The 25,092-nt window shown below is 44.1% G+C and carries 21 protein-coding genes; 12 read left to right on the top strand and 9 right to left on the bottom strand.

What is annotated here, in order from left to right:
• Positions 1-23: 23 nt before the first annotated feature.
• From hpt to WS40_RS03265, 7 genes are all read right to left on the bottom strand, one after another.
• The gene (gene hpt / locus WS40_RS03295; protein ID WP_046440161.1) at positions 24-548 is read right to left on the bottom strand and encodes a hypoxanthine phosphoribosyltransferase; all 525 of its coding nucleotides are present in this window, start codon (positions 546-548) and stop codon (positions 24-26) included.
• A gap of 99 nt (positions 549-647) precedes the next feature.
• The gene (tilS, locus tag WS40_RS03290) at positions 648-1,976 is read right to left on the bottom strand and encodes a tRNA lysidine(34) synthetase TilS (protein WP_325208387.1); all 1,329 of its coding nucleotides are present in this window, start codon (positions 1,974-1,976) and stop codon (positions 648-650) included.
• Positions 1,966-3,327: a replicative DNA helicase gene (gene dnaB, locus WS40_RS03285; protein ID WP_022287819.1), complete on the bottom strand. Its 1,362-nt coding sequence runs from the start codon at positions 3,325-3,327 to the stop codon at positions 1,966-1,968. Before dnaB ends, tilS begins: the two co-directional genes overlap by 11 nt.
• Positions 3,328-3,329: 2 nt before the next feature.
• Complete coding sequence (gene rplI / locus WS40_RS03280; RefSeq protein WP_022287818.1) at positions 3,330-3,776, bottom strand: 50S ribosomal protein L9; 447 nt, start codon at positions 3,774-3,776, stop codon at positions 3,330-3,332.
• A gap of 24 nt (positions 3,777-3,800) precedes the next feature.
• A complete protein-coding gene (locus WS40_RS03275; protein WP_022287817.1) occupies positions 3,801-5,777 on the bottom strand; it encodes a DHH family phosphoesterase in 1,977 nt (658 codons plus the stop codon).
• A gap of 47 nt (positions 5,778-5,824) precedes the next feature.
• Positions 5,825-7,729 carry a ribonuclease J gene (locus WS40_RS03270; RefSeq protein WP_081855966.1) on the bottom strand — a complete coding sequence of 635 codons (1,905 nt, stop codon included), beginning with the start codon at positions 7,727-7,729 and terminating at the stop codon, positions 5,825-5,827.
• A 342-nt stretch (positions 7,730-8,071) separates the two neighbouring features.
• Positions 8,072-10,222 (bottom strand): sugar phosphate nucleotidyltransferase, encoded by a 2,151-nt coding sequence (locus tag WS40_RS03265; RefSeq protein ID WP_046440159.1) that lies wholly within the window; start codon positions 10,220-10,222, stop codon positions 8,072-8,074.
• A 159-nt stretch (positions 10,223-10,381) separates the two neighbouring features.
• Between WS40_RS03265 and WS40_RS03260 the strand changes: the two genes are divergently transcribed.
• A complete protein-coding gene (locus tag WS40_RS03260; protein ID WP_046440157.1) occupies positions 10,382-12,742 on the top strand; it encodes an ATP-dependent helicase in 2,361 nt (786 codons plus the stop codon).
• 101 nt (positions 12,743-12,843) lie between these two features.
• Here the strand turns inward: WS40_RS03260 and WS40_RS03255 are convergent, their stop codons facing one another.
• Positions 12,844-13,056, bottom strand: coding sequence for a hypothetical protein (locus WS40_RS03255; protein ID WP_022287813.1), 213 nt, complete (start codon positions 13,054-13,056; stop codon positions 12,844-12,846).
• Positions 13,057-13,112: 56 nt separating this feature from the next.
• Positions 13,113-14,195 (bottom strand): nucleoside recognition protein, encoded by a 1,083-nt coding sequence (locus tag WS40_RS03250; protein WP_256320084.1) that lies wholly within the window; start codon positions 14,193-14,195, stop codon positions 13,113-13,115.
• Positions 14,196-14,286: 91 nt separating this feature from the next.
• On the opposite strand from WS40_RS03250, the gene WS40_RS03245 reads away from it, so the two are divergent.
• From WS40_RS03245 to ligA, 11 genes are all read left to right on the top strand, one after another.
• Entirely contained in the window at positions 14,287-14,568 is a 282-nt protein-coding gene (locus WS40_RS03245; protein WP_022287811.1) for a YabP/YqfC family sporulation protein, read from the top strand.
• Complete coding sequence (locus tag WS40_RS03240) at positions 14,568-15,755, top strand: sporulation protein YqfD (protein ID WP_046440155.1); 1,188 nt, start codon at positions 14,568-14,570, stop codon at positions 15,753-15,755. The genes WS40_RS03245 and WS40_RS03240 overlap by 1 nt, the downstream gene beginning before the upstream one ends.
• Positions 15,756-15,885: 130 nt before the next feature.
• Entirely contained in the window at positions 15,886-16,845 is a 960-nt protein-coding gene (locus WS40_RS03235) for a PhoH family protein (protein WP_038671482.1), read from the top strand.
• Positions 16,846-16,852: 7 nt separating this feature from the next.
• Entirely contained in the window at positions 16,853-17,362 is a 510-nt protein-coding gene (ybeY, locus tag WS40_RS03230) for an rRNA maturation RNase YbeY (RefSeq protein WP_046440186.1), read from the top strand.
• Positions 17,349-17,852: a diacylglycerol kinase family protein gene (locus tag WS40_RS03225; protein ID WP_325208386.1), complete on the top strand. Its 504-nt coding sequence runs from the start codon at positions 17,349-17,351 to the stop codon at positions 17,850-17,852. Before ybeY ends, WS40_RS03225 begins: the two co-directional genes overlap by 14 nt.
• Positions 17,849-18,763, top strand: a complete 915-nt coding sequence (gene era / locus WS40_RS03220) for a GTPase Era (RefSeq protein WP_046440153.1) — start codon at positions 17,849-17,851, stop codon at positions 18,761-18,763. The genes WS40_RS03225 and era overlap by 4 nt, the downstream gene beginning before the upstream one ends.
• A gap of 24 nt (positions 18,764-18,787) precedes the next feature.
• Positions 18,788-18,955 (top strand): hypothetical protein, encoded by a 168-nt coding sequence (locus tag WS40_RS11345; protein ID WP_195249467.1) that lies wholly within the window; start codon positions 18,788-18,790, stop codon positions 18,953-18,955.
• Complete coding sequence (recO, locus tag WS40_RS03215) at positions 18,918-19,670, top strand: DNA repair protein RecO (protein WP_038671479.1); 753 nt, start codon at positions 18,918-18,920, stop codon at positions 19,668-19,670. The genes WS40_RS11345 and recO overlap by 38 nt, the downstream gene beginning before the upstream one ends.
• 44 nt (positions 19,671-19,714) lie before the next feature.
• Entirely contained in the window at positions 19,715-22,111 is a 2,397-nt protein-coding gene (locus WS40_RS03210) for an endonuclease MutS2 (RefSeq protein WP_046440150.1), read from the top strand.
• A gap of 51 nt (positions 22,112-22,162) precedes the next feature.
• Positions 22,163-22,792: a sporulation protein YunB gene (yunB, locus tag WS40_RS03205; RefSeq protein WP_046440148.1), complete on the top strand. Its 630-nt coding sequence runs from the start codon at positions 22,163-22,165 to the stop codon at positions 22,790-22,792.
• Between the two features lie 283 nt (positions 22,793-23,075).
• A complete protein-coding gene (ligA, locus tag WS40_RS03200; protein ID WP_046440146.1) occupies positions 23,076-25,052 on the top strand; it encodes an NAD-dependent DNA ligase LigA in 1,977 nt (658 codons plus the stop codon).
• Positions 25,053-25,092 lie beyond the last annotated feature (40 nt).

Here is a 25,092-nt window from a genome sequence, read left to right as displayed (position 1 = left end):
TGTTCTGTATTATATTTGGCTCCTTATTCGGAAACTATACCGATAAAAGGAAGATTTCTATATCTCTCATCATAATCAAGACCACAGCCAACAACGAATTTGTCCTCGATCTCATAGCATTTGAAATCAGGTGTTATGTCTGCAACACGTCTTGACGGCTTATCAAGCATAACAGCTATCTTAACACTTGGCGCACCCATTGACGCAAACTTCTTTTTTAACTCGCAAAGCGTTCTTCCTGTGTCGAGAATATCCTCAACCAATAAAACGTCCCACTCTCTCAGGTCAAGACCCATAAAATCATGATCTCCTGAAATTGAAACATTTCCTGTTGAGCTTGTGCCAACATAACTCTTTGCAGTAATAAAAGCGATCTGCATATCGTTGTCGATACTTCTTACAAGATCAGCAGTAAACACGAACGCTCCCTTAAGAACGCACACAACAAGGAGCTTTTTTCCTTTATACTCTTCAGTTATCTCTGCTCCAAGCTTTTTCACAGACAATGCAAGCTCTTCCTCAGAATAAAGAACCGATATATTGTTCATTAACTAACAACCTCTCTGATTATATATTATCAATGTGACAGAAAAGTGAAAAAATACAAGTTCACACAAAAAACTTTTCAGCTTAGGGTGATATTCATCTCACTTTATGGTAAAAGCCAATATTTTAACGGTTTCAGAGTCTATCTTCACCCTTTCAGCCGCACCGCTTCCTTCAACGAAAACAACGCCCTGACTATCTTTTAGGATAACGGCACTGCTCCTGTCCTCAAGTCTGAAGGACTTGTTCACCAGCTTTCGCACATCGCTGTCAAAATCTCTGTTCACTAGGCGTATCTTCTCGCCCTCTCTGCGATTTTCGACAACAATCTCACCCTTTATTTTATCATAATCCAGGCAACAGTTTGCAAACTTTTTATGAACATTTGCGATTTTTCCGTCAAAAGGATAGAATTTGAACTCTATCTCCTTATTGCCGAACTGATAAACGCCCTCGTCGCTCACCTTAACGCTCCTGAGAGTGCTGTTTTCAAGCATCTCGCCCTTTGCAAAGCTGAGCACACCTTTTGAGCAGACCGCAAAGACTCCGCCCTTGATGTTCGCCTTGCCAACGTCAAGTATCAGCCTGTCGATATCCTTGATACTGTCATGGCTCACAGTAAGCCCCTCTTTCTCAAGAATGTGCATTATTGCACGACGGCGTACACTTTCGTGGAGCTGTCTTAGACACAATGCGTCATAGCCCTTTGGCAAGACCGCTTTCTCAAAGGCTTCAAGCCCCTGATTTTCAAGATAGTCACTGTCTGTTCTAAGCCTGTCAGCTGTCATGGAATATGAGCCAAAAAGCGAACTGTTAAGCTCCGCAAGCCTTGGCACAACAAGGTGGCGAATCTTATTTCTGGTATAATCGTCAGTAAGATTTGTGGAGTCAGTAACAAAGTCCTGTCCTCTCTCTTTGAGAAAGCCCTCTATTTCCTGACGAGTACAATTTATAAGCGGTCTTATGATATTTCCCCTCACAGGCGGTATTCCGCAAATACCTTTCAGACCTGTACCTCTTGCGAGGTTGAATATGGCAGTTTCAAGGCAATCTGAAAGACTGTGTGCTGTGCATATCTTGTCTGCACCGATACTGTCGAAAAAGTCATATCTAAGCTTTCTTGCCCCCTCCTCAGTGGATACAGAATGTTCCTTGCAATAACCCACAACATCGGCATGAAACACCTTCAGCTCGACCCCAAGCTTCTCGCAAAGCTTTTCACAAAAATGCTGATCTCTGTCGCTTTCCTCCCCACGGAGGTGGTGATTGACATGACAAGCGCACACATGATAGCCCAGCTCATATAAACACAAAAGGAGCGTAACGCTGTCGGCGCCTCCTGAGAGGCACACGAGCAAGCGTTCGCTCTTATTTGCCATATTAAATTTCTCTATGGTAGAAGCTACCTTTACAAGAAAATTATTCATCATCTCTCCTGAAATCAAGACCTCTGAACAGCGTATATTCGCCTATCCAGCCAAGCTGCACCTTATCTGTCTGTCCGTGACGGTTTTTCGCAACTATACACTCAGCCACAGACTTGTCGCCCTCATCGCTGTAGTAAGCGTCACGATAGAGGAACATGATGATATCAGCGTCCTGCTCGATAGAACCTGATTCTCGCAGGTCTGAAAGGATAGGTCTTTTATCGTCACGCTTCTCTGAGCTACGGGAAAGCTGTGAAAGTGCGATAACAGGCACATTAAGCTCCTTAGCCATAAGCTTCAATGAACGTGTTATCTCAGACACCGCCTCAACACGGCTGGCGTTTTTATTTGCTGATTGCATGAGCTGTATGTAGTCGATGACCACAAGTCCAAGATTTCTCATTCTTCTGAGCTTTGCTTTCATCTGCGGCACTGTACAGCCTGCACCGTCATCAAAATATATAGGAAGCTGTGACAGCGTATCTGCCGCACCTGCTATCTTCTCCCAATCGGAAGGCTCAAGATTGCCCGACCTAAGCAGGGTATTATTAACAAGTGCCTCTGAAGCGAGCATACGGGACACGAGCTGTTCCTTACCCATTTCGAGAGAGAATATAACAACGTCACGCTTTGTCGCCTTGCAGGTATTCACCGCAATATTAAGTGCAAATGCAGATTTTCCCATTGCAGGACGTGCAGCGATAATGATAAGGTCAGTTCTGTTAAGACCTGTTGTGATTGCGTCAAGCTGGCCAAAGCCTGTCTTTGCGCCAAGATGTTCGCCTGCGTCAGGACCTGATATCTCCTGCAAATGCTCGAATGTATCAACGATAACGTCGCTTATTCGTGTAAGACCCTGAACATCTCTGCCCTGTCTTATCTCAAATATAGACTGCTCGGCAGCGTCAAGCTGCGTCTGAGAATCCTCACCGCCGTCATATGCCTTTTCAAGGATCTGATTAGCGGCATTTATAAGCGACCTTACCCTTGCTTTTTCCTCAATTATCTTGCAATAACTCTCGATATTATCCGTTGACGGCACCATTTCCATAATACCAAGAAGATAATTCTTAGCCATTGCAGACGTTTCAAAAACACCCATTGTGACGGCTTCATTAATTACCGTGATAAGGTCCTCTTTGCTGCCTGTGGTGAACATTCTCACTATTATGGTGAAAAGCTGCTGGTGCTGTGGACGATAAAAGCTTTCAGGCTTTAGTATCTCAATGACCTTCGGAAGCACCGAAGGATCACGAAGAACTCCTCCCAGAACGGCTTCCTCAGCCTCCTGAGAAAAAGGCAGTTCCCTACCAAGGGTCGCTCCTGTGGTAAGCCCACGGAAATTATCAGCCATGATTACTCCTCAACGACCTTTACTTTAATGCTGCATGATACACCATGAGTAAGCTTTATCTGTGCAGTATAGTCACCGAAAGCCTTTATCTCGGCTGTAAGATTTATCTTCTTCTTCTCGATAACAACGCCATACTGAGCCTTGAGGCAATCTGAAATAACGTTTGCTGTAACTGCGCCAAAGAGCTTTCCGCCCTGACCTGCCTTAGCCTTTACCAGAACTTCCTTATCCTTTATTTTCTCTGCGATAGCTTTATTGTCGGCTGTTTCAACATCTATCTTGTGCTGAGCGGAAGCCTTTTTGCCTGCAAGGTCATTAAGGTTTTTAGCTGTAGCTTCAAGTGCAAGACCCTTTCCGATAAGAAAATTTCTTGCATATCCGTCTGCAACGTTGATGATATCTCCCTGCTTGCCTGAACCCTTTACATCTTTTAACAAAATAACTTTCATATTATTCACTCTGCCTTTCTTTTTTTATTCCTGCGAATTATTTTCCCAGTATTCGTCAATGGCGTCTGCAAGGCGTTTTCTCGCCTCATTCATTGAACAGTTGAGCTGAGTTGCCGCCATAGTAAGATGACCGCCGCCGCCCAAAGACTCCATGACTATCTGCACATTACAAGCACCCATGCTTCGTGCAGAGATATTTATCACACCGTTCGTTTCATAGATAACGAACGAAGCTTTTACGCCTGTTATACCAAGCAGCTCGTCTGCCGCCTGTGAAGCCGCTATTCTTATTTCAGAGAAGCTTTCCTCTGTATAAGCCACTGCGCACTCTTTATAAAGGTGAGCACTGTTTATAAGCGACGATTTTTGATGATAAGTCTCGATAGAGTTTGCAAAAAGCTTTTTGACAGCTATGGTATCAGCGCCCTTTTTCTTCAAAAATGCTGCCGCTTCAAAAGTGCTTACGCCTGTTTTCATAATGAAATTCTTTGTATCCAGCATTATTCCCGCAAGCAGAGCTTCCGCCGCATGGACTGTGATATTGGAATCCTCGCCGAAATACTCGATAAGAGCCGTCACAAGCTCGCAGGCCGATGATGCGTTAGGCTCTAAGAACGACATTATAGTCGGCTCGATACCGTTCACCATTCTTCTGTGGTGGTCGATAACTACCACATTTTTCGCCCTTGCAAGTATCTCCTTTGACTCCACCAGTGCAGGGTTATGGGTATCAGTTACCACAAGAAGCGTGTTATCGTCAAGTCTTTCAAGACCCTCCTGAGGGGTTATGTAATAATGCTCTGACTCGTTTTCGTTTATGTAATTTATAAGCGTTTTCGACAAATTCTGCTCAGGGTCTACCACAACGTAAGCTTCTTTTACCATGTTTCTGATAGCACAGCAGAAGCCTGTTGCAGAGCCTACGCTGTCAAGGTCGCCAAATCGGTGACCCATTATAAGCACCTTATCGTGGTTGCAGATAAGCTCCAGCATAGCCTTTGCCACCATACGGATACGGGTCTTATTGTTCTTGTCAGGTGCAGAAGAAATGCCGCCGAAGAACTTGAACTCACCGTCCTCCTTGACAGCCGCCTGATCTCCGCCACGTCCAAGGCACATTTCGAGAGCCTGCTTTGCAAACTTCTCGCTCTCCGCAAGGTTTGCACCATCTCTGCCCACACCTATGGACAATGTAAGGTTAGAACGCTCGCCAACGGCTATTTTTCTTGCCTGCTCGAGTATCTTAAATCTCTGCTCGATTATAGGTGCAAGGTGGCGTTCCTCCATATAAACATAGAACTTGTCGCTTGCTACTTTCTTCGACACCGCAGTAGTATTCTCCAAAAATTCCTCTATGAGCTTTTCTATCTCAACAACCACGTGAGCCTTTTCGCTCTCTCTGATATTTGACATAAGCTCGTCAAAGTTGTCGATAGTTATGATTATTACCGCTTTGTGGGACATTCTGAACTCATATTCAAGCTCCACATAATCGGTAACGTCATTGAAATAGACCATTGAAAGCTCACCGTTCACATCGGTGTGTATAGCCTTCGCCTTATAAAAATGGGCGTTTATGCACACAAGGTCGCCGTCAGAGGAATATATCTTGTCCATATCAATGTTCATAAGCTCAGTGAGGTCAATGCCGTAAGCCTCTTCCTCAGAGTAGACCTGTCTGCCAAAAAGTCTGTTATACCACACGATGACGTTTTCGCTGTCGATTATTATAGCAGGAGCAGGAAAATTCAGGAGAGAATCTCTCTCCGTCTTTGAGATCATCGTGGAAAGCTTTGCCACATACTTACGAGTGTGATTGTGGAAAACCACTTCTTCAAGCACCCACAATACAGCCGCCGCCACAGACACTAGGATAAGCACACTGCCCGACTCTCTGTGAGACGGAGTAGAATGCAGCATAAAAGCGCCTATAAGTGACGAAAGCATGGTAACGCACACTGTTATTCTTATTATGATCTGTAATCCGTTGTTACTTTTCATTTTAAAGCTCCTGCATTTCTATAAACAACCGCACTGTTGTCAGGCGGTCATAATTCCATTATTATCGGCAAAATCATAGGACTTCTCTTTGTCTTTGTGAAGATAAAGTCCGAAAGATTGTCCTTCATTCTGCCCTTTATGGTATTCCAATCCTTCATATTTCTGTCAAGACAATCCTGAAGTGTTTCAGTAAGAAGCTTCTGAGCTTCGGTCATAAGCTCCTCGCTCTCTCTTACATACACAAAGCCTCTTGAAACCACGTCAGGCCCTGCAAGGATATCTCCCGAAGCCCTGTCGATAGTTGCCACGGCAATGATAAGTCCGTCCTGAGCAAGATGTTTTCTGTCACGGAGAACTATTGCGCCAACGTCGCCAACGCCAAGACCGTCCACAAGTACCTTGCCCGCAGGCACTTGTCCTGTTATCTTCATGTCAACGCCGTCTGTTTCGATAACGTTGCCTATATCAGCAATGATTATATTGCTCTCAGGGATTCCCACAGAAAGCGCCGTATCTCTGTGCTTCATAAGATGTTTATACTCACCGTGTACAGGGATAAAGAATTTTGGCTTTGTGATAGAAAGCAACAATTTCTGCTCTTCCTGACAAGCGTGTCCTGAAACGTGCACCTCGTACATTGACTCGTATATTACCTCTGCACCCAATCTCATAAGGTCATTTACTACCTTTGTGACATACTTCTCATTTCCCGGAATAGGGTTTGCGGAGATTATGATAAAGTCCATAGGAGTGATAGTAACGTTCCTATGCTCGTTTGCCGACATTCTTGTAAGCGCCGACATAGGCTCACCCTGACTTCCCGTTGTGACGATGACCATTTTTTCAGGTGCATATCTCGATATAGTGTCGATATCCACAAGCACACCGTCAGGCACTTTAAGATAGCCAAGCTCGATGCCCTTTGAGATAACATTCACCATACTTCTGCCTGACACAGCCACTTTTCTGCCGTGTGTGACAGCGTTATTTATTATCTGCTGAACTCTGTGAACGTTTGAAGCGAAAGTGGCAATGATTATCCTCTTGCCCTCAGCCTTGTTGAAAAGCTTCACAAAGCTTTCGCCAACCTTGCGCTCGCTCATGGTATAGCCGGGTCTTTCAGCGTTTGTAGAGTCAGCCATAAGAGCCAAAACGCCCTTGTTTCCAAGCTCTGCAAATCTAGGCAGGTCGATTATACCGCCCTCGATAGGTGTATAGTCTACCTTAAAGTCGCCAGTATGGATAAGCACACCAGCAGGGGTATGGATAGCCATTCCCACAGCATCAGGGATAGAGTGATTTACTCTTATAAACTCCACCGCCATACAGCCAAGCTTAACTGTCTGTCTTGGCGTTACAACGTTGAGTTTTACAGTTCCTAGAAGTCCATGCTCTTTCAGCTTGCCCTCAACAAGACCAAGCGTAAGCCTTGTGCCGTAAACAGGCACGTTGAATTTTTTTAGAAAATACGGCAGACCGCCTATATGATCCTCATGACCATGTGTAAGCACAACGCCCCTGAGCTTTTCCTGATTTTTCTCGACGTATGAGAAATCAGGGATAACGATATCAACGCCCGGCATTTCACTGTCAGGGAATGCCAGACCGCAGTCGATAACGAACATATCGTTTGAACACTCGATAACGGTGAAATTCTTGCCTATCTCGTTAAGACCGCCAAGAGGGATTATCTTCACAGGCGTTCTTCTTACAGGCTCTTTCACTCTGTTCGCCGCAGGTCTTGGACGTCTTTGCTGAGTATTCTGCGGTTTTCTCTGTGGAGTTTCATTTCTCGGCTGAAGCGTTTTTTTCACACTGCCCGAAGCTCTCTGACTTTTTACACGGTCAAGCTCTTTTGAAGCCTGAGCCAGAGGTATCTCGCTCTTATTCTGTTTTTTTCTGAAAAAACGTTTTTGTGTAGGATTTTTTACTGTGTTGTTCTTTTCGTTCATAAAATAATGTACTTTGCCCTGCTGTACTCCGCTTTTAAGCCTTCAAAGGCACAAAATGCCGCAAAAAAGCAGCACAAACATACGGCAGGAGCAATTATCTCCTTCCTGCTGCATTTTATCATGCTCAAATAATATTCGATTTTTCCGTTTAGATTCAATATACCGCTGCGTTTGGGCTTTATTATCATGTGCTGTCAAAAACGCTTAAAGCCTCAAAGAAAGACAAAATGGTGTGATGAACGCAGTTTAAATACAGCGGCATGAGCCGCCTTTGTCCGAACAAAAATATCTGATTATATTGTACTCCATTTTCGTCTCAATGTCAATAGCAATTTATTACATTTATTTGAATATGCCCTTTATCCTGCTTGTTATATCCTCGCAAAAGGCAGCCGCCTGCTCGCAGCTCACGCTTTCTGCAAACACTGTTATACCTTTTTTATCCCTCAGCGGTCTGATAACTGCGTGTGTCTTGCCCATTGTTATCTCTCCCTCTACCGAACAGCCAAGCTCTGAAAATATCTTTTCCTTGTTTTCACGGCTCATTGTTATGCCCACAAATCGGCTTGAAGTGTATGCGTCAGGCACATCACAGAGAGCTTTTTGTAGCGTTATCCCCTGCTCTGACAGATAAGACGTTACCGCTGACGCAAGGTAAAGTCCGTCATAGGCAAACATATTATGGGTTGAAACGGCAACGTCCTTTGCTATGTCAGCATTGTTTTCGTATCGGTAAAGCCTGCCACAGTGGACTTCAGCAGTGGCATCGGCATTAGAGGGGAAATTCTCAGGCAATGCCACCGCAAGCCCCTTTTCAAAGCACACCCCTGCATACATTGCCACCAGTTTTTCCCACATGACATAGCTTGTTTTCTCACTGTAAGCTGATACTTTTGTGCCGTCTGCGGAAAGATTGAATATTATACGCTCACCGTCTATATCGTTCCTGCCGTGAAAGAGTCTGTCGGCAATGGTCGCCTTTTTAACATCATATGTGCGGATATCCACATTTACGCCTTTAAATCGGTCAGGGAGTATTTTTTCAAGCTCTGCGACGTATATCTCCCTCACCGCTGAAAAATCTGTCACACGACCCGTCTGAGAAAGCCCCACACTGCGATAAGCTCTGTCGTCAGCTATGCTTCCAATGCGGTCAAGAAGCTTTTCATCAGGCAACATTCCCCCTGCCGAAATAAGCCTTGCATGACCTGAAATGTTTGTGCCAATGAGTATGCCAAACTCTCCGCCAAATCTGTTTACAGCATAAGAAAGCTCTGAAATGCCTGCTCTGCCTATACTGTAAACGTTCACTCCTGCCTGACATATGCCGCAGTCAAGGGCTTGTTTGAGCAAAAGGCTTTCGTCAGAGCCATAGGCTGTCACTATACTTCCGCCTTTTTTTGCGGCGCTTGCGGCACAAAGTCCAAAAAGCATAGCCTTTTGCGCTGTGGCTTCACCGCCCCACAAACTGCACTCGCCGTTTTCGTCTATGACAAGTCGGCTGTCAGATGATCTTTTCACGTTTTCATAAAGCCTTGCGCCCTTTTCAACAGTTTTTCCAGACCATATGCCCACGCCTTTTTCAATGACGGCTTCACTTGCGATATGAGCCTTTTCGCCCATGACGGAATATTCACCGCACTTCACACCGCTGTCAAGGACAGCCCCACGGCATACCACTGCACTGTTTATATCACAGCGTTCAGATATCACCGAGCCTATGCCAACATATCCGTTCACCTTGCCGCCCTTTACAACAGCGTTATTGTCTATGACGCTTCCGCTTTCTATGACAGACCCTGACATGACAGAAACGTTCTCTCCTATATAAACAGGCTCACCTATTGCCGCACCGCTGAAATTATTTTCCGTCAGCCTTTGTGACATATTTTTGTTGTAAAGCATATGCCTTTGACAATCAAGAAAAGCCTCAGGCGTGGTTATCCTTTTATAATAGCCTTTTCCGTCAAGCAGGACAGCTTCGCCACTTTTCACAGCCTCTGGGATAATATCCACTGACATATCCATAGGCTTTTCAGGATTAAGGCTTTCAAAAAGCTCTCTTTTCACTATATATATGCCAGCAGGTTTGTTTTCAGTATCATAAGTCAGAGCCGTACAAAAGGTATCGTGGCTCAAATGAACTTTTATGATCTCATCAAGAGGGTGAGTGCATATACAGTTACATTCCACGGCAAGAATTTCTGTTTCATCGCACATTGCTGTTCTAACAGCCTGCACAGTGCTTTTGCCTGCGGTGTTTATCATATGGAGCTTTATCTTACCTGAGTATTTTTCATCAAGAAGCCTTTCTACCTGTTCAGAACCATAGCACACCGCAAGGACAGCTTCTTCAAAGCCTGCTTTCTCCAGCATTTCAAGAGTAAAAAGCAGAATTTCTTTTCCGCATAATCTCAGAAGAGCCGCAGGTCGCCTGTCTGTCATGGGCATCAATCTTTCTCCACGTCCTCCGCATAAAACAACAGCTTTCATATATGTTCCTCCGTTCATAATATTTGATTTAATGTATTATTGGAAAACATACCCACTGTTATTCATGTGAAAAAAATTTGCCGCCGCCCTTTTCAAGATAGAAAAAATATGCTATAATGTAGGATACGGCATAAAAGAAATTTTACGGAGGTGTATATAATGGAGCAGTTTACGGCTCTTAAAAGAAAAGCACTTGAAAAATATTTTTCACGAATGAACGACCAACAGCGCAAGGCTGTATTCAAAATAAAAGGACCTCTCCTTATACTGGCAGGAGCAGGAAGCGGCAAGACCACTGTTTTGGTAAACCGCATCGCAAACATGATATACTTCGGCAACGCATACAACACAGAGCAGACCTACGGCACGCCCTCTGAACAGGACATACAGTTTCTCAAAGACTACATTGACGGCAAGACAAATGACGCTTTTACCCTCGCAGACATTGTGGCATATGACTGCATAAAGCCGTGGAGCATACTTGCTATCACGTTCACAAACAAGGCGGCAGGCGAGCTTAAAGAACGTCTTGCAGGAATGTTGGGAGAGGCAGGTCAAGGCATAACGGCGGCGACTTTCCACTCCGCCTGCGCAAGGATACTCAGGCGAGAATGTGACAAGCTTGGATTTTCAAGCAGTTTCACCATTTATGATTCTGACGATTCTCAGAGAACTGTAAAAAGCATATTGAGAGAGCTTGGCATATCCGAGAAGATGTTTCCACCGAGAACGATACTCAGCGAGATATCCCACGCTAAAGACCTGCTCCAAGAGCCTGATGAATACATCGCCTCAGCCGCAGGAGATTATCGTAATCTGACCATAGGCAAGGTATACAAGCACTATCAGAAGAAGCTCAAAGCCGCAAACGCTATGGACTTCGACGACATGATCTGCCACACAGTCAAGCTTTTTGAGCAGTTTCCTGACGTCCTCGACCACTATCAGAACTTGTATAAATATATAATGGTAGACGAGTATCAGGACACCAACAAGGCTCAGTTCAGACTTGTTTCGCTGCTGTCACAGAAGTATAACAACCTGTGCGTTGTGGGTGATGACGACCAGAGCATCTACAAGTTCCGTGGTGCGACTATCGAGAACATCCTCAACTTCGAGGAGCAGTTCGACTGCAATGCTGACACTGATGTTATAAAGCTTGAACAGAATTACCGTTCAACACAGAACATTCTTAACTGCGCAAATCAGCTTATAAGCAACAATCAGGGTAGAAAGGGCAAAAATCTGTGGACAGCTTCGGGTGACGGTGAAAAGGTCACAGTATACAAGGCTTCAAGCGAGCGCAGTGAAGCAAAATTCGTGGCTGACACTATTTTAGAGGACATAAACAAGGGCAGAAAATACAATGACCATGCAATTCTCTACCGAATGAACGCACAATCGAACGCTTTGGAGCAGACGTTCATACAAAGTGGAATACCATATAAAATAATAGGCGGTCTGAAATTCTACGACAGAAAGGAAATAAAGGATATCCTCGCTTATCTTTCTGTAATAAACAACCATTTTGACTTTCTACGTCTGAGAAGAATAATCAACGAGCCGAAACGTGGTATCGGCGAAGCCACTGTAAACGCTCTTGAGCAGATAACCTCAGACCTTGGGGATTCACCTATCCACATTATGCAGGAAGCCGATATGCTTGCTCCCCTTGTGAAGCGTTCAAAACAGCTTATGCCTGTGGGCGATATGCTCTCAGAGCTTACTGAGCTTTCTGACACTCTGCCACTTGCGGAGCTTTTGGACAAGCTTCTTGATATGACAGGCTACAAGCGTCATCTTGAAATGCAGGGCGACGAGGGTCTTACACGTCTTGAAAACATCAACGAGCTTAAATCCACCATGTCAAGCTACGAAGAAAATGCTGACGAGCCGTCGCTGTCGGGATTTTTGGAGGAAATATCACTTTACACTGACGTTGACAATCTCGACTCTGACGCTGACTATGTTGTGCTTATGACAATGCACTCTGCAAAGGGTCTTGAGTTCCCTATAGTTTTCGTGGTAGGCATGGAGGACAACATCTTCCCGTCATCAAGAAGTCTTGAATCAGAAGCTGACACCGAAGAGGAACGCAGACTTGCCTATGTTGCGGTGACACGAGCAAAGGAAAAGCTTTATCTTACCCACGCAGAGGAACGTATGCTTTACGGTCGCACTGACAGAAACAGGATATCACGCTTTATAAAAGAGCTTCCTGCCGATTGCATAGAAAAGCAAGCCGAGGAAACAAAGGCTTCACCTTATCTCAACGGCTATGAAAAGCCTCACAGCATGAGTCTGCAACAGCAATTGGCTCAGCGAAAGGCTGATAAGAGCAATTTTTCTGTTAATACCGAAACTTTCGCACCAGGCGACAGAGTTTTGCACAAGATATTCGGAGAAGGCACTGTTTTAAGTTCAAAACCCATGGCTAACGATACTCTTGTTGAGATAGCATTCGATAATCGTGGCACAAAGAAGATAATGGCAAATTACACGAAGATCAAAAAGATATAAGGTTATAAGATAGAAAGATCCGCAGGGCGAAACAAAACGCTCTGCGGATCTTTTGCAATATAAAAGCCGTACACCAAAAAATGTACGGCATATTTTATGTATCAGATAACATCGTCTTCCTGATTTGGAATGTTAAGCTGTTTCTTTGGAACACGCTTGATAGGATCATAGACCCACTTCTTACAGCTATAATCAGCGTCTACCAGACCCTGCTTCTCACAAAGGACCTTATTTCCTTCTCTTGATCTGTTGCCGAAAAGGCAGTAAGAACATGACGGTGAAATTCTGTTACCAAAATAGCTCTTCTTTGCCATGATTTATACAACTCCTTTAAGATAAGTTAATCTTTTTTCATTTGTTATTAATTATATCATACTGTTTTAGAAAATGCTAGTCTTTTCTTCAAAGTTAGTAATAAAATCATCATAATCAAGCAAAACGAGGGAACAAAATTGTTCACTTTGACGAATTTAACATTATTTGTAACAGAAGTCAAAACTGAATCAGGAATAAAGAAAGGATAGATAAAACGGCATATGACAGCAGACAAAAAGGCTGATGTCAAACGTGAGATAAAAAACGGCACAAGGGAGAAATCCACGCCAAGTGCAGATATTTGTATAATCACACACAGACCACCGAAGGAGCATACAGCGGCTATAAATGGCAGAAGATAAAATGGACTTCCCGAAAGCTCAGTGAGAGAGGTTATTTCAAGACAGCTTTTCACAAGCACAAGTCCGTTTTCTGGCAGTGAAAACACATCTTTCAGAAAGCTGAACGCTCCGCAGTATTCAAGAGAGGACATAAACGCTCCGAAAAAGACTATCATAACGCAGATAACAAAAAGTGACTTTCCTGCTGAGATAACGCTGTCGGTGAACATTCTGCCGTCAAGTCTGAAAGTCGGCTTTGATGTTTTCTTATCCTCATTTATAGCTCTGCCAAGAACAAGTGCAGTGAGAAAATTTGCCGCTAGTATGGATACGAACACTGCAATGCCTGCTCCTGTACAACCAAACACCGCAAGACCCACTGTACCAGAATAGAAAGCAGGCCCTCCACAGCAGCAAAAGCAGGACATTATCTTTGCAGTACGCTGGGATATTATCTTTCTCTGACACAGATCTGAAAGAAGCTTTACTCCCACAGGATAGCCTGCGGTATTGCCAAGAAGAAATACAAAGAAAAGCTGAGGCGGTATGCCCATTATAAATCTCGATATAGGATAAAAAGGCATTGAAACGCAGTAGTAAAGCCCACTTGAAACAAGTATCTGCGACAGCGCCATAAAAACGAACAGCGACGGGATTATGATATTCATACAGCGGTCAACGGCTTCGGAGATACCAAGCTTTACGCTCTCGCCCCCTGATATGGTGATAATGCAGAACCATATGACCACCCCCGCAAGTATGTATACGCAAAGCTCCTTTGCAAGTCTTTTCAACATTTTTATTACCTCCCTACTTTTACTTTTTAAGTATATGTCAGTCTGTCTAATAATATAATTAAGCATAAGACAATGAACGGAGGACGCAAAAATGAAGAAGATACCATTTTTAAGCTTTTTCGGCATGACAAAAGAATTGACCGCACTAAGCTCATACATAAGCATAACTGACGACAGAGCCGCCGTTATCGAAAACTGCAAGCAGATAGTTGAGTGCAGTGAGATAATGGCTAAGGTGCTGACAGGCTCTTTTGAGATAGAGATATGGGGCAGCGGACTAACAATGTCAAATTTCTGCTCCGACAGCGTGGAGATAAGAGGAAAAATAGAGTCGGTCAAGCTTGTGTCAAGAAGTATCAGGGAGAGAGGATAATGATTTTCGGTTATATAGATTATGTTATCACAGGGGACAGCTTCACCAAGTTTTTCCGCAGGATAATGTCAAAGGAGCTTCCCGTTAGCAAAATGTGTGAAAAGAACGGAAAGCTCACTTTGCGTATGCCTGCGGAACACTGTAAGGCACTTGAAAGACTATGCGATGAACTTGGGCTTGAATGCACCGCCACAAAACGTCACGGAAGCTTTGTTCTTGCAAAACGTCTTTTCGGAAGAGGAGGACTTGTCATAGGCACTGCGACTGTCATGCTTTCGTGCTTCTATCTATCAAACGTGGTGGTGAGGTTTGACATACTCAGTGATGATGAAAATATCAGAAAAGGCGTTATGTCGGTACTTAAAGAGGAGGGCGTTGAAACCGGCACTTATATCCCAAGCATTGATCTCATAGTCACAGAACGTGCGTTAAAACAAAAAGTGGAGGGCATATCATGGGCAGGCATAACACGCAAGGGGGATACGCTGATAATCGACGTTATCGAAACTGAGGGTGACACAAAGCGTGAGTCAAACCGCTATCCCTCAAATCTTGTTGCCTGCGAAAACGGAGTTATCGAAAAAGTCGAGGTTTATGACGGACAGCTAAAGATACCTGTGGGAAGCGGTGTGACAAAGGGCGATATCGTTGTAGGCGGTGAGATCATCACATCAAAATCAAGCTGGATAGACGGCAAGGAAAACGTTGAAACAAAGACAAGCTATGCACGCTCAAAGGGTAAAATACTAGGCACTTTTGAGCGCACTGTCACATTCACACAGCCCTTTGAGGACAAGGAAGAAAAGACGACAGGCAAGAGAGATACAAAGCGTTTTTTCACTGTGTTTGACGCTGATATCCCTCTTTTTTTCTCAAAGCCTGAGGGTTACTGGAAAAATGAGCAGAGGTATTCTCCCATGTCGCTTTTCGGGCTTGAAATGCCTTTTGGCATAACCACCTGCGAACTTGAAGAGTATAAATTTTCACAAGACACCCTGACAGAACAGCAGGCACTTGACGCCGTTCATGAAAAGGCGTATTTATATGAGGAAAATTTTCTCTCAGACTATGAGATTAAAGACCGACAAGTGGAGGATAATGTGACAGAAAACGGAGTAACCGCTACTGTAACATACACCCTATACGGCGAGCTTTGCAGAGAGGTGGAATTTTTTATTAAGAAATGATCAAAAAGTGTGAAAAGGTGCATAAAAAAAGTGTTAAATCTTACTGAGATTGTTGCAATCAGAGGAAAAATGTGATATAATAGCTTTGTATAATAGGTATATCAGAACAAAAAAAGAGGAAGTTGTGCTAATGGCGGAAAAACTTATCAGCGTGGACAGAATGGAAACTGTACTCAGCCTTTTCGGCAATTATGACGAGAATGTTAACCTTATCCAAAAAGAGTATAATGTTGTGATTCTCGGCAGAGGTGACGATATCAAGATAACAGGCGATGAGGAGAACGTATTTAACGCCTCGGAAGCTATAAACAGCCTTATTGCTCTTATCAACAAGGGCGAGGCTATCACTGAGCAGACTATAAGATATGTTTTCACACTTGTGCGTGAGGGCAAGCAGTATGAGATAAAGCATATGTCTGATGACGGCGTGTGCGTAACAGTGAGCGGAAAGCTCGTCAAGCCGAAAACTCTCGGTCAGAAAAGATATGTTGAAGCAATAAGGAAAAAGACTATCGTCATGGGCATTGGTCCTGCGGGAACGGGCAAGACTTATCTTGCGGTGGCAATGGCGGTAAAGGCTTTCAAGGCGCACGAGGTGGAGAAGATAATCCTCACACGTCCTGCGGTTGAAGCAGGAGAAAAGCTGGGCTTTCTTCCGGGCGACCTGCAATGTAAGGTAGACCCATATCTCAGACCGCTTTATGACGCACTTTTTGAAATGCTTGGTCCTGACACTTTCGCTAAACAGCAGGAGCGTGGCTGTATCGAAGTCGCTCCGCTGGCATACATGAGAGGACGTACTCTTGACGATTCTTTCATTATCCTTGATGAAGCGCAGAACACCACTCACGAGCAGATGAAGATGTTCCTTACACGTCTTGGATTCAACTCAAAGATAGTCATAACAGGCGATATAACGCAGATAGACCTGCCTGACCAGAGAAAGTCAGGACTTATTCAGGCAATGAACGTACTCAAAGGCATTGACGATATATCAATAAACAGATTTACCGACAAGGACGTTGTCCGTCACAAGCTTGTGCAGGACATAATCCTTGCTTATGAAAAATATAACAAAAAAGGAATGTGAAAAAGTAATGGGCAAGGTAAAAGTAATGATAACCAACAACCAGACAGAGGTAAAGATTCCTGTTGGCATAAGGCTTCTTGTAAGACGCTGTTGCCATGCTGTGTTGGAATATGAGGGTCACAATGATGATTTTGAAGTTTCTGTATCTTTTGTGAATGACGAGCAGATACATGAGCTTAACAAGGAGCATAGAAACATAGACCGCTCAACAGACGTGCTGAGCTTTCCTCTTGGCGAGAACGGTGATTTTGACATGAACCATGAAACAGGTGCTTTCCTGCTGGGAGATATAGTCATAAGCCTTGAAACAGCTTACCGTCAGGCTGAGATATATGGTCACTCTCTTGAAAGAGAGATAGGCTTTTTGACAGTACATTCAATGCTTCATCTCCTTGGCTATGACCATGAAGAAAGCAATCTTCAGGAGAGGATAATGCGTGAAAAGGAAGAAGCTATACTTGGCAATCTGGGCATATCCCGTGACGCCACTTTCTTAGGCGAGCATGAACACAGGTAAAACAGGGATAGGACGTTTCTTCAAGGGCTTTGTTTATGCCTTTGAGGGCGTTGTGAGCTGCATAAAAACAGAGCGCAATATGCGTTTTCACATTGGCGCTGCAGTGCTTGTGATACTGCTAATGCGATTTTACGGGCTTAGCGCCGCCGAAACTGCCGCAGTTTATATCTGCATAGGACTTGTTATTTCACTAGAGCTTGTGAACACGGCTGTTGAAGCCGCTGTGGATATGGCGTGTAAAGATAAAAACCCCCTTGCTAAAAAGGCTAAAGACTGTGCGGCAGGGGCTGTTCTCATTGCGGCGGCAGCTTCTGTGGCTGTGGGAATAAGGATATTCTGGGACTATTATGCTTTTATGGCTATAGCCTCTTATTTTGCAAGAAACATATGGCTAGGGATAGCTTTAGCCGCAGGTGTGATACTGTGGCTCGTATGGGTGTTCAAAACGCCTGCTGACAAAGATAAAAAAGATAAGGAAAAATATATATGAACAAGAAAAATGCAAATTCAAAAAATGCGTTCGTCACTATTGTTGGACGTGCGAACGCAGGCAAATCCTCATTGCTAAACGCACTTGTGGGCGAAAAGATAGCCGCAGTGAGCAACAAGCCGCAGACAACAAGAACAAAGATAACAGGTGTTCTCACAAAGGGAGAAACGCAGTTCGTTTTCATGGACACACCTGGTATGCACAAGGCTAAAAACAAGCTTTCCGAGCATATGCTCAACGCTGTGAACGAGTCTGTTGCAGGGGTTGACCTTATTATCCTTATGGCTGACTGCACAAAGAAAATATCCGAAAACGAGCGTGAGCTTGTAAAGGGCTTCAAGACAGGCAAGACTAAGGTGATACTTGTGCTGAACAAGATAGATCTTCTTGAAAACAAAGAGGATCTTATCGCAGTGATAGCAGAGTATTCAAAGCTTTATGATTTTATAGATATCGTACCAGTGAGCGTTCTTGAAAAGGATGGCCTTGATATTATTATGGAAGATCTTGAAAAGAATGCTGTGGAGGGTCCGCACTACTTCCCTGATGATAAATTCACAGACCAGCCAGAAAAGGTCATAATGGCTGAGATAATAAGAGAAAAGGCTCTCAATAACCTTAATGACGAAGTTCCTCACGGCATAGCTGTGACTATCGAACATCTTAACGAGCGTGAAAATAGAAACGGTGAAGCTATACTTGACGTTACCGCTACTATTTACTGCGAGAGAGAGTCACACAAGGGTATCCTTATTGGAAAAGGCGGCTCTATGCTTAGAAAGATAGGTCAGGAAGCAAGAGCTGACCTTGAAGATTTCTTCCAGATAAAAGTAAATCTCCAGTGCTGGGTCAAGGTAAAAGAGGGCTGGAGAAACCGTGAGGGCATGATAAAGAATTTCGGTTTGGAATAAAGGCAACATATTTTTCCGCTTATAATGACCGCCAAAAAAGCTGATAATATCAGTAAGGCGGTGAATATCATGACTTTATGGGACAAGTTCTTTGAAAGCGGCAGGATAGAGGATTATCTCACATATGCCGCACACAGAAAAGAGGATACTGACAATGCTGACCTTTATGGGACTGATACTGAGGGAAAATGACAGGGGCGAAACAAGCAAATCCGTCACTGTCCTCACAGCAGAGCGTGGAGTCATAGATATATTTGTTCGTGGAGGCAGGAAAAGCACGAAAAATGCGTCATCAACGCAGCTTTTTGCATACTCTAAGCTGTGCGTTGAGGAAAAGAAGAACGCTAAAGACCAATCAATGTTTTTTCTCAACAGCAGTGAATCAGAGAAGCTTTTTTACAACATCAGGCTCGACCCTAAAAAAACGGCTCTTGCCTCTTACTTTTCTGAGCTTCTCATGTATATACGAACAGAGGAAAGCGGCTGTGACGAGATAATGCGGCTGACGCTGAACACACTTTATTTTCTCGATAAAGGCGACAGGGATAACGAACTTCTCAAATCTATATTTGAGTTTCGTCTGCTGTGCGAAGCAGGATTAAGACCTGCGCTTCTTGGCTGTTCAGTTTGCATGGCGTATGAAGCTGACATTATGCACTTCAATCTGTCAACAGGTGTCTTGGAGTGTGACAAGTGCTGTTACAATCCTGACAGTATTTACGACATTGAATTAGACAGGACTATGCTATACATAGTCCGATTTATTGCACTGACGGAATATGAGCGGCTTTTTGCTTTCAAGATAAGCGAAAGATATCAGAAAAAACTGACAGCTTTTACAGAGCGGTTTGTTAGATATAATCTGAAAGGCAAGTTTCCGTCGCTTGATTTTTACAGACTTTTGTAGGCATTGCGTAGCTTTGCCTATTGTCATATTTTGAGGTATATATAATGGACGAAAGATTTTATGATTCATTGGAGCTGAACAAAATTCTTGAAATGCTTTCAAAAGAATGCTCCAACGAAAAAACGAAAAAAATGGCTTTGGGGATAAAGCCTTGTTCTGATCTTTACACGGTCAAGAAAGAAACAGGCAAGACCGCCGAAGCACTTGAACTCAGCGTGAGATACGGCACGCCGAATTTTTACAACATAAATGACGTATCAACTTACATCAAAAGAGCCGAGGCAGGCGGTGTGCTTTCTCTTGGAGAGCTTATCCAGATAAGACGCTTGCTTGCGCAGACCTATGAGCTTCACCACTGGTATGAGCAGTGTGAGAACAAGGACACTTCCCTTTCATATCTCTTTGAAATGCTCTATCCAAACAAGTATCTGCAACAGCGACTTGAAACGGCTATCATAGATGAAACAAAGCTTTCTGACGACGCAAGTGCGGAGCTGAGAAGCATAAGACAGAAGATAACACGTTCAGGGCTTAAGATAAGAGAGACCCTTGACAAGATGATAAAATCCCCGAGCACTCAGAAATATTTGCAGGAGAGCATTGTCACAATGCGTGACGGACGTTTCGTTCTTCCGGTAAAGACTGAGTTCAAGGGCAATGTCAGCGGTCTTGTTCATGACACTTCCGCAACAGGCTCAACGCTTTTTATCGAGCCTATGTCAGTAGTGGAAGCCAACAACGATATCCGCATTTTGCAGGGTCAGGAGCAGGACGAGATACACAGGATAATCGCTGAATTTTCCATGGAATGTGCCGAAATGAAAGACCAGCTCATTTCAAACTACAATGCGGTAACAGAGCTTAACCTTTATTTTGCAAAGGCAAACCTCGGTGCAAAAATGAGAGCAATGCTCCCTGAGATATCCAATGACGGTGTTATCGTGCTAAACAAGGCACGTCACCCTCTTATCGACCCCAAAAAGGTCGTGCCTATAAACTTTTCTATTGGCACTGACTATCACTCCCTGATAATAACAGGTCCTAACACAGGCGGTAAAACAGTTGTGCTTAAAACTGTGGGTCTGCTCACGCTTATGACAATGTGCGGTCTGCTTATCCCTGCGTCAGACGGAAGCAGGATATCTGTATACAAAAACGTGCTTGTTGATATCGGCGACCAACAGTCTATAGAAAACAATCTGTCTACATTCTCTTCTCACATAAGCAGAGTAAAGACCATACTTGACGAAGCAGACAGCGAGAGTCTTGTGCTTCTTGACGAGCTTGGTTCAGGCACTGACCCTGTGGAGGGCGCTGCGCTGGCGGTAGCTATAATCGAACGCATAAGGATATTTGGTGCGACGCTAGTTACAACTACTCACTATCAGGAGCTTAAAATGTACGCAATCGACACTCCTGACGTTGAGAACGCTTCATGCGAGTTTGACGTGCAGACTTTGCACCCGACATACAGGCTTATCATAGGCTCACCCGGTAAGTCCAACGCTTTTGCTATCTCTGAAAGTCTTGGTATCGACAAGGATATAATCAAGTACGCTGAGTCGCTTATTTCTGAGGATAACAGAAAGTTTGAAACTATCATAGACAATCTTGAACGCACAAGGATACAGCTTGAAGAAAACAACAGGCTTGCGGAGAAATACCGTGCGGAAAGCGAGGCTCTCAGAAAAGAGCTTGCAGAGCAGAAAGAAAAATTCTACGATCAGAAAGAAGCCGAGCTTGAAAAGGCAAGACGTGAGGCTCAGCAGATCGTAAATCGTGTTCAGCGTGAGTCGCAGGCGCTTGTTGACGAACTTGACAAGCTGAGAAAAGAGAAAGAAAATCCAAACTTCACTCAGAAAGCCATTGACGCAAGGCACAAGCAGAAGTCCACAATGAACAAGCTATACAGCGAGGCTAACCCTGTTTCTGAAAGCAGGAACGAGGGATATGTGCTGCCAAGACCGCTGAAAAAGGGCGACAACGTGCTTATCGTTGACACAAACAGAAAGGGTATCATTATAACGCCCCCTGACAACAGCGGAATGTGCTTCATTCAGGCAGGCATAATGAAAACCAAGATAGATGTAAAGAAGCTTCAGCTTATCGAAAAGCAGCAGCCGCAGAAACAGTCCAAAAAGCCTGTTAAAAAAGGCTGTGTATCCAAAAGCGGCATTGAGAGCCGTATGACAAGAAAAGTATCCACCGAGCTTGATATCAGGGGCTATGCCGCTGACGAGGGCGTTCATGAAATGGAGCAGTTTATTTCTGACGCTATCATGTCAGGAGTGACGATGCTCACCATAATCCACGGCAGAGGCACTGGTATTCTCCGTGACGCCATAAGGCGTGCACTTAAACACCACCCGTCTGTAAAATCATTCCGAAAGGGAGTTTACGGCGAGGGCGAGGACGGAGTAACCATAGTCGAACTTAAATAATCACATATCACCGCATTTTGGTATATAATAAGCCAAAGGCGGTGATTTTTTTTGAGCGTCCACAAGCGTTCTTTCAAGAACAGAATTTCATACATAATTCTTGCTGTCGTTATTATTCTTGCACTGCTCACGACAGTGTTTTTTGCACAGCTTTCAAGGCACATCAGCGAAATAAGCGAATTTGAAAGCAAGCAGGCGGCACTTGACGTGATAAATGCGGCCATAAGCAGAGAGCTTGAAAAACTGCCCCAGAGCAGTTATATAAAGATATCTGAAACTGACAGCAGGATAACCTCCATAAACAGCGATACGAACGCTGTGAACAGGCTTCAAAGCAGTGTTTCAAGGGCTGTGAACGAAAGTCTTTCACAGCTTGAGGGTACAAAACTCAGCGTACCCATCGGCACACTTTCAGGAATAAATATCCTCACAGGCAGAGGTTTTGACATACCACTGCGGCTTCATCAGATAGGTGCGGCAAAGACCGAACTTAAAAGCGATTTAACGGAAGCAGGGATAAATCAAACAAAATACAGCCTCTATCTCACTGTGACCATAGAAATGACAGCCATTCTTCCTGCACACTCTACGGATATCGTGGTGAGCTACGACTATCCCGTAAGCGAAACTGTTATCGTAGGGGAGATACCTGATATGTACTTAGGCAAGGGAAAAGGCTGATTTTTTCGCAGTTTATAGAAAAAAGGCTTGTATTTCACCAGCAATTATGGTATAATACAAAGGGCAATACCGCATAAGGCACGCCTAACGGCTTTGCACGCAATCTGCTTGCAGATTTTCCGTTATCTCGCACAGAAACTCCTTGAAATACGGAAGTATTCCTGCGTCGTTTCTATACAAGCTAACGAAAAATCTGGCTACGCATCTTGCGTACAATCCTTATGTGGTATTGCCCTGCGTATGATATGCCGTAAAAAGTTGGCAGAAACGGAGTTGTGTTATTTTGAACGAACAGGACGCTAAAAAACGTATAGACGAGCTTGTGAAGCTTTTGAATTATCACTCTCAGCTTTACTATGTTGAGGACAGGAACGAGATCACAGACTATGAATACGATATGCTCCAGCAGGAACTAAAGGGTCTTGAGGAGCAGTTTCCGCAGTTTATCAGAAGCGACTCCCCTACTCAGCGTGTAGGCGGCAAGGCGATATCAATATTTGAGAAAGTCACACACCGTGTGCAAATGGGTTCTTTGCAGGACGTTTTTTCCTTTGAACAGGTGAGAAGCTTTATTGAGACAGTTCAGCAGACTGTGGATAAACCGCAATTCGTTGTTGAGCCTAAAATAGACGGGCTTTCGGTATCCCTTGAATATCATAACGGTGAGCTTGCCATAGGTTCTACCCGTGGTGACGGCTTTGTGGGCGAGGACGTTACTTCTAATCTGAAAACTGTAAAGTCCATTCCTATAAAAATAAATGAGGAACTGCCTTTGATAGAAGTCAGAGGTGAAACATATATGCCGAGAAATATTTTTCTGAACCTTGTTAAAGAGCAGGAGGATAATGACGAGCAGCCTTTCAAAAACCCTAGAAACGCCGCCGCAGGTTCTCTTAGACAGAAAGACCCTAAGATAGCGGCAAAAAGAAAGCTTGATATCTTTGTGTTCAATGTTCAGCAAATAGAGGGCAAGGAGCTTACTTCCCATAAGGAGTCACTTGACTATCTGAAAACACTGGGATTCAAGACTATCCCTGATTACAAGCGTGTGTCTACCGCTGATGAGGTCATAGGCTGCATAAAGGCTATCGGAGAAAAGCGTTTTGACCTGCCATTCGATATTGACGGCGTTGTTATAAAGGTCGACGATTTCAGACAGCGTGAGATACTTGGTGCAACTGCAAAAGTGCCAAAGTGGGCTGTGGCTTACAAGTTTCCGCCTGAGGAAAAGACCTCAAAGCTGCTTGATATAGAGCTTAACGTGGGCAGAACTGGTGCTATAACACCTGTGGCCGTGTTTGAGCCTGTTTTTCTTGCAGGCACGAGCGTTTCAAGGGCGACCCTACACAATCAGGATTTTATAAGAGAGAAAAACATTTCCGTGGGGGATATCATCAAGGTGCGCAAGGCAGGAGACATCATTCCCGAGGTGCTGGGTTCTGTGGAAAAACATGGCGACGGAGTTTTCACGCTTCCTGAGTGCTGTCCTGTATGCGGAACAAAGCTTGTGAAGTCCGAGGAAGAAGCGGCAGTAAGGTGTCCGAACGTTGAATGTCCTGCGCAGATATTCAGAAGCATTGTTCACTTTGCTTCAAAGGGCGCAATGAACATTGACGGTCTTGGTCCGCAGATAGTTCACACCCTTCTTGACAACAAGCTTATCACCTCTGTGGCTGACCTTTACACTCTGAGCGAAAACAAGCTTTTTCAGCTTGACAACTTCAAGGAAAAATCAGCGAACAATCTGCTTAGTGCTATAGAAAAGTCAAAGTCCAATTCTTTGGACAGATTGGTGTTTGGTTTGGGCATAAGAAATATCGGACAGGCTTCTGCGAAGCTTCTGTGCGACAAGTTCGGCGACCTTGACAACATCATGAACGCTTCCTCTGAGCAGATATCCGAGATAGACGGCTTTGGCGGCGTAATGGCGCAAAGCGTTTACAACGCTTTCCATGAAGAGCATATGATAGAGCTTATCCAAAGGCTCAAAGAATGTGGGATAAACACAAAGTATGAGAAGATACAGATAGACGACCGCTTTGCAGGAAAGACTTTTGTTCTCACAGGCACTTTGCCGACACTGAAAAGAAGCGAAGCAAAAGCACTCATTGAGAAATACGGCGGCAAAGCAAGCGGCTCGGTGTCCAAAAAAACGGACTATGTTCTTGCAGGTGAGGAAGCAGGAAGCAAGCTTGATAAAGCTCAGCAGCTTGGTATCGAGATAATCACCGAAGAACAGTTCAAGGATATGATAAAATAAGATAATATCTTTTTATATAAATAAAACAGGAGGAATGTAA

Origin of the sequence: Ruminococcus sp. N15.MGS-57 (assembly GCF_000980385.1) — a bacterium.
In the GTDB taxonomy this organism is placed as follows: domain Bacteria; phylum Bacillota; class Clostridia; order Oscillospirales; family Ruminococcaceae; genus Hominimerdicola; species Hominimerdicola aceti.
This window is presented reverse-complemented; position numbering and strand designations above follow the sequence as displayed.

What these genes read in the sequence shown, in the direction of transcription:
- WS40_RS03240 (WP_046440155.1), top strand. Translation starts at nt 14,568, where the DNA reads ATGATTTTCGGTTATATAGATTATGTTATCACAGGGGACAGCTTCACC.
- WS40_RS03210 (WP_046440150.1), top strand. Translation starts at nt 19,715, where the DNA reads ATGGACGAAAGATTTTATGATTCATTGGAGCTGAACAAAATTCTTGAA.
- era (WP_046440153.1), top strand. Translation starts at nt 17,849, where the DNA reads ATGAACAAGAAAAATGCAAATTCAAAAAATGCGTTCGTCACTATTGTT.
- WS40_RS11345 (WP_195249467.1), top strand. Translation starts at nt 18,788, where the DNA reads ATGACCGCCAAAAAAGCTGATAATATCAGTAAGGCGGTGAATATCATG.
- ybeY (WP_046440186.1), top strand. Translation starts at nt 16,853, where the DNA reads ATGGGCAAGGTAAAAGTAATGATAACCAACAACCAGACAGAGGTAAAG.
- WS40_RS03270 (WP_081855966.1), bottom strand. Translation starts at nt 7,729, where the DNA reads ATGAACGAAAAGAACAACACAGTAAAAAATCCTACACAAAAACGTTTT.
- rplI (WP_022287818.1), bottom strand. Translation starts at nt 3,776, where the DNA reads ATGAAAGTTATTTTGTTAAAAGATGTAAAGGGTTCAGGCAAGCAGGGA.
- WS40_RS03250 (WP_256320084.1), bottom strand. Translation starts at nt 14,195, where the DNA reads ATGTTGAAAAGACTTGCAAAGGAGCTTTGCGTATACATACTTGCGGGG.
- WS40_RS03255 (WP_022287813.1), bottom strand. Translation starts at nt 13,056, where the DNA reads ATGGCAAAGAAGAGCTATTTTGGTAACAGAATTTCACCGTCATGTTCT.
- WS40_RS03245 (WP_022287811.1), top strand. Translation starts at nt 14,287, where the DNA reads ATGAAGAAGATACCATTTTTAAGCTTTTTCGGCATGACAAAAGAATTG.
- WS40_RS03235 (WP_038671482.1), top strand. Translation starts at nt 15,886, where the DNA reads ATGGCGGAAAAACTTATCAGCGTGGACAGAATGGAAACTGTACTCAGC.
- dnaB (WP_022287819.1), bottom strand. Translation starts at nt 3,327, where the DNA reads ATGGCTGATAATTTCCGTGGGCTTACCACAGGAGCGACCCTTGGTAGG.
- hpt (WP_046440161.1), bottom strand. Translation starts at nt 548, where the DNA reads ATGAACAATATATCGGTTCTTTATTCTGAGGAAGAGCTTGCATTGTCT.
- recO (WP_038671479.1), top strand. Translation starts at nt 18,918, where the DNA reads ATGCTGACCTTTATGGGACTGATACTGAGGGAAAATGACAGGGGCGAA.
- WS40_RS03275 (WP_022287817.1), bottom strand. Translation starts at nt 5,777, where the DNA reads ATGAAAAGTAACAACGGATTACAGATCATAATAAGAATAACAGTGTGC.
- WS40_RS03265 (WP_046440159.1), bottom strand. Translation starts at nt 10,222, where the DNA reads ATGAAAGCTGTTGTTTTATGCGGAGGACGTGGAGAAAGATTGATGCCC.
- tilS (WP_325208387.1), bottom strand. Translation starts at nt 1,976, where the DNA reads ATGATGAATAATTTTCTTGTAAAGGTAGCTTCTACCATAGAGAAATTT.
- WS40_RS03225 (WP_325208386.1), top strand. Translation starts at nt 17,349, where the DNA reads ATGAACACAGGTAAAACAGGGATAGGACGTTTCTTCAAGGGCTTTGTT.
- WS40_RS03260 (WP_046440157.1), top strand. Translation starts at nt 10,382, where the DNA reads ATGGAGCAGTTTACGGCTCTTAAAAGAAAAGCACTTGAAAAATATTTT.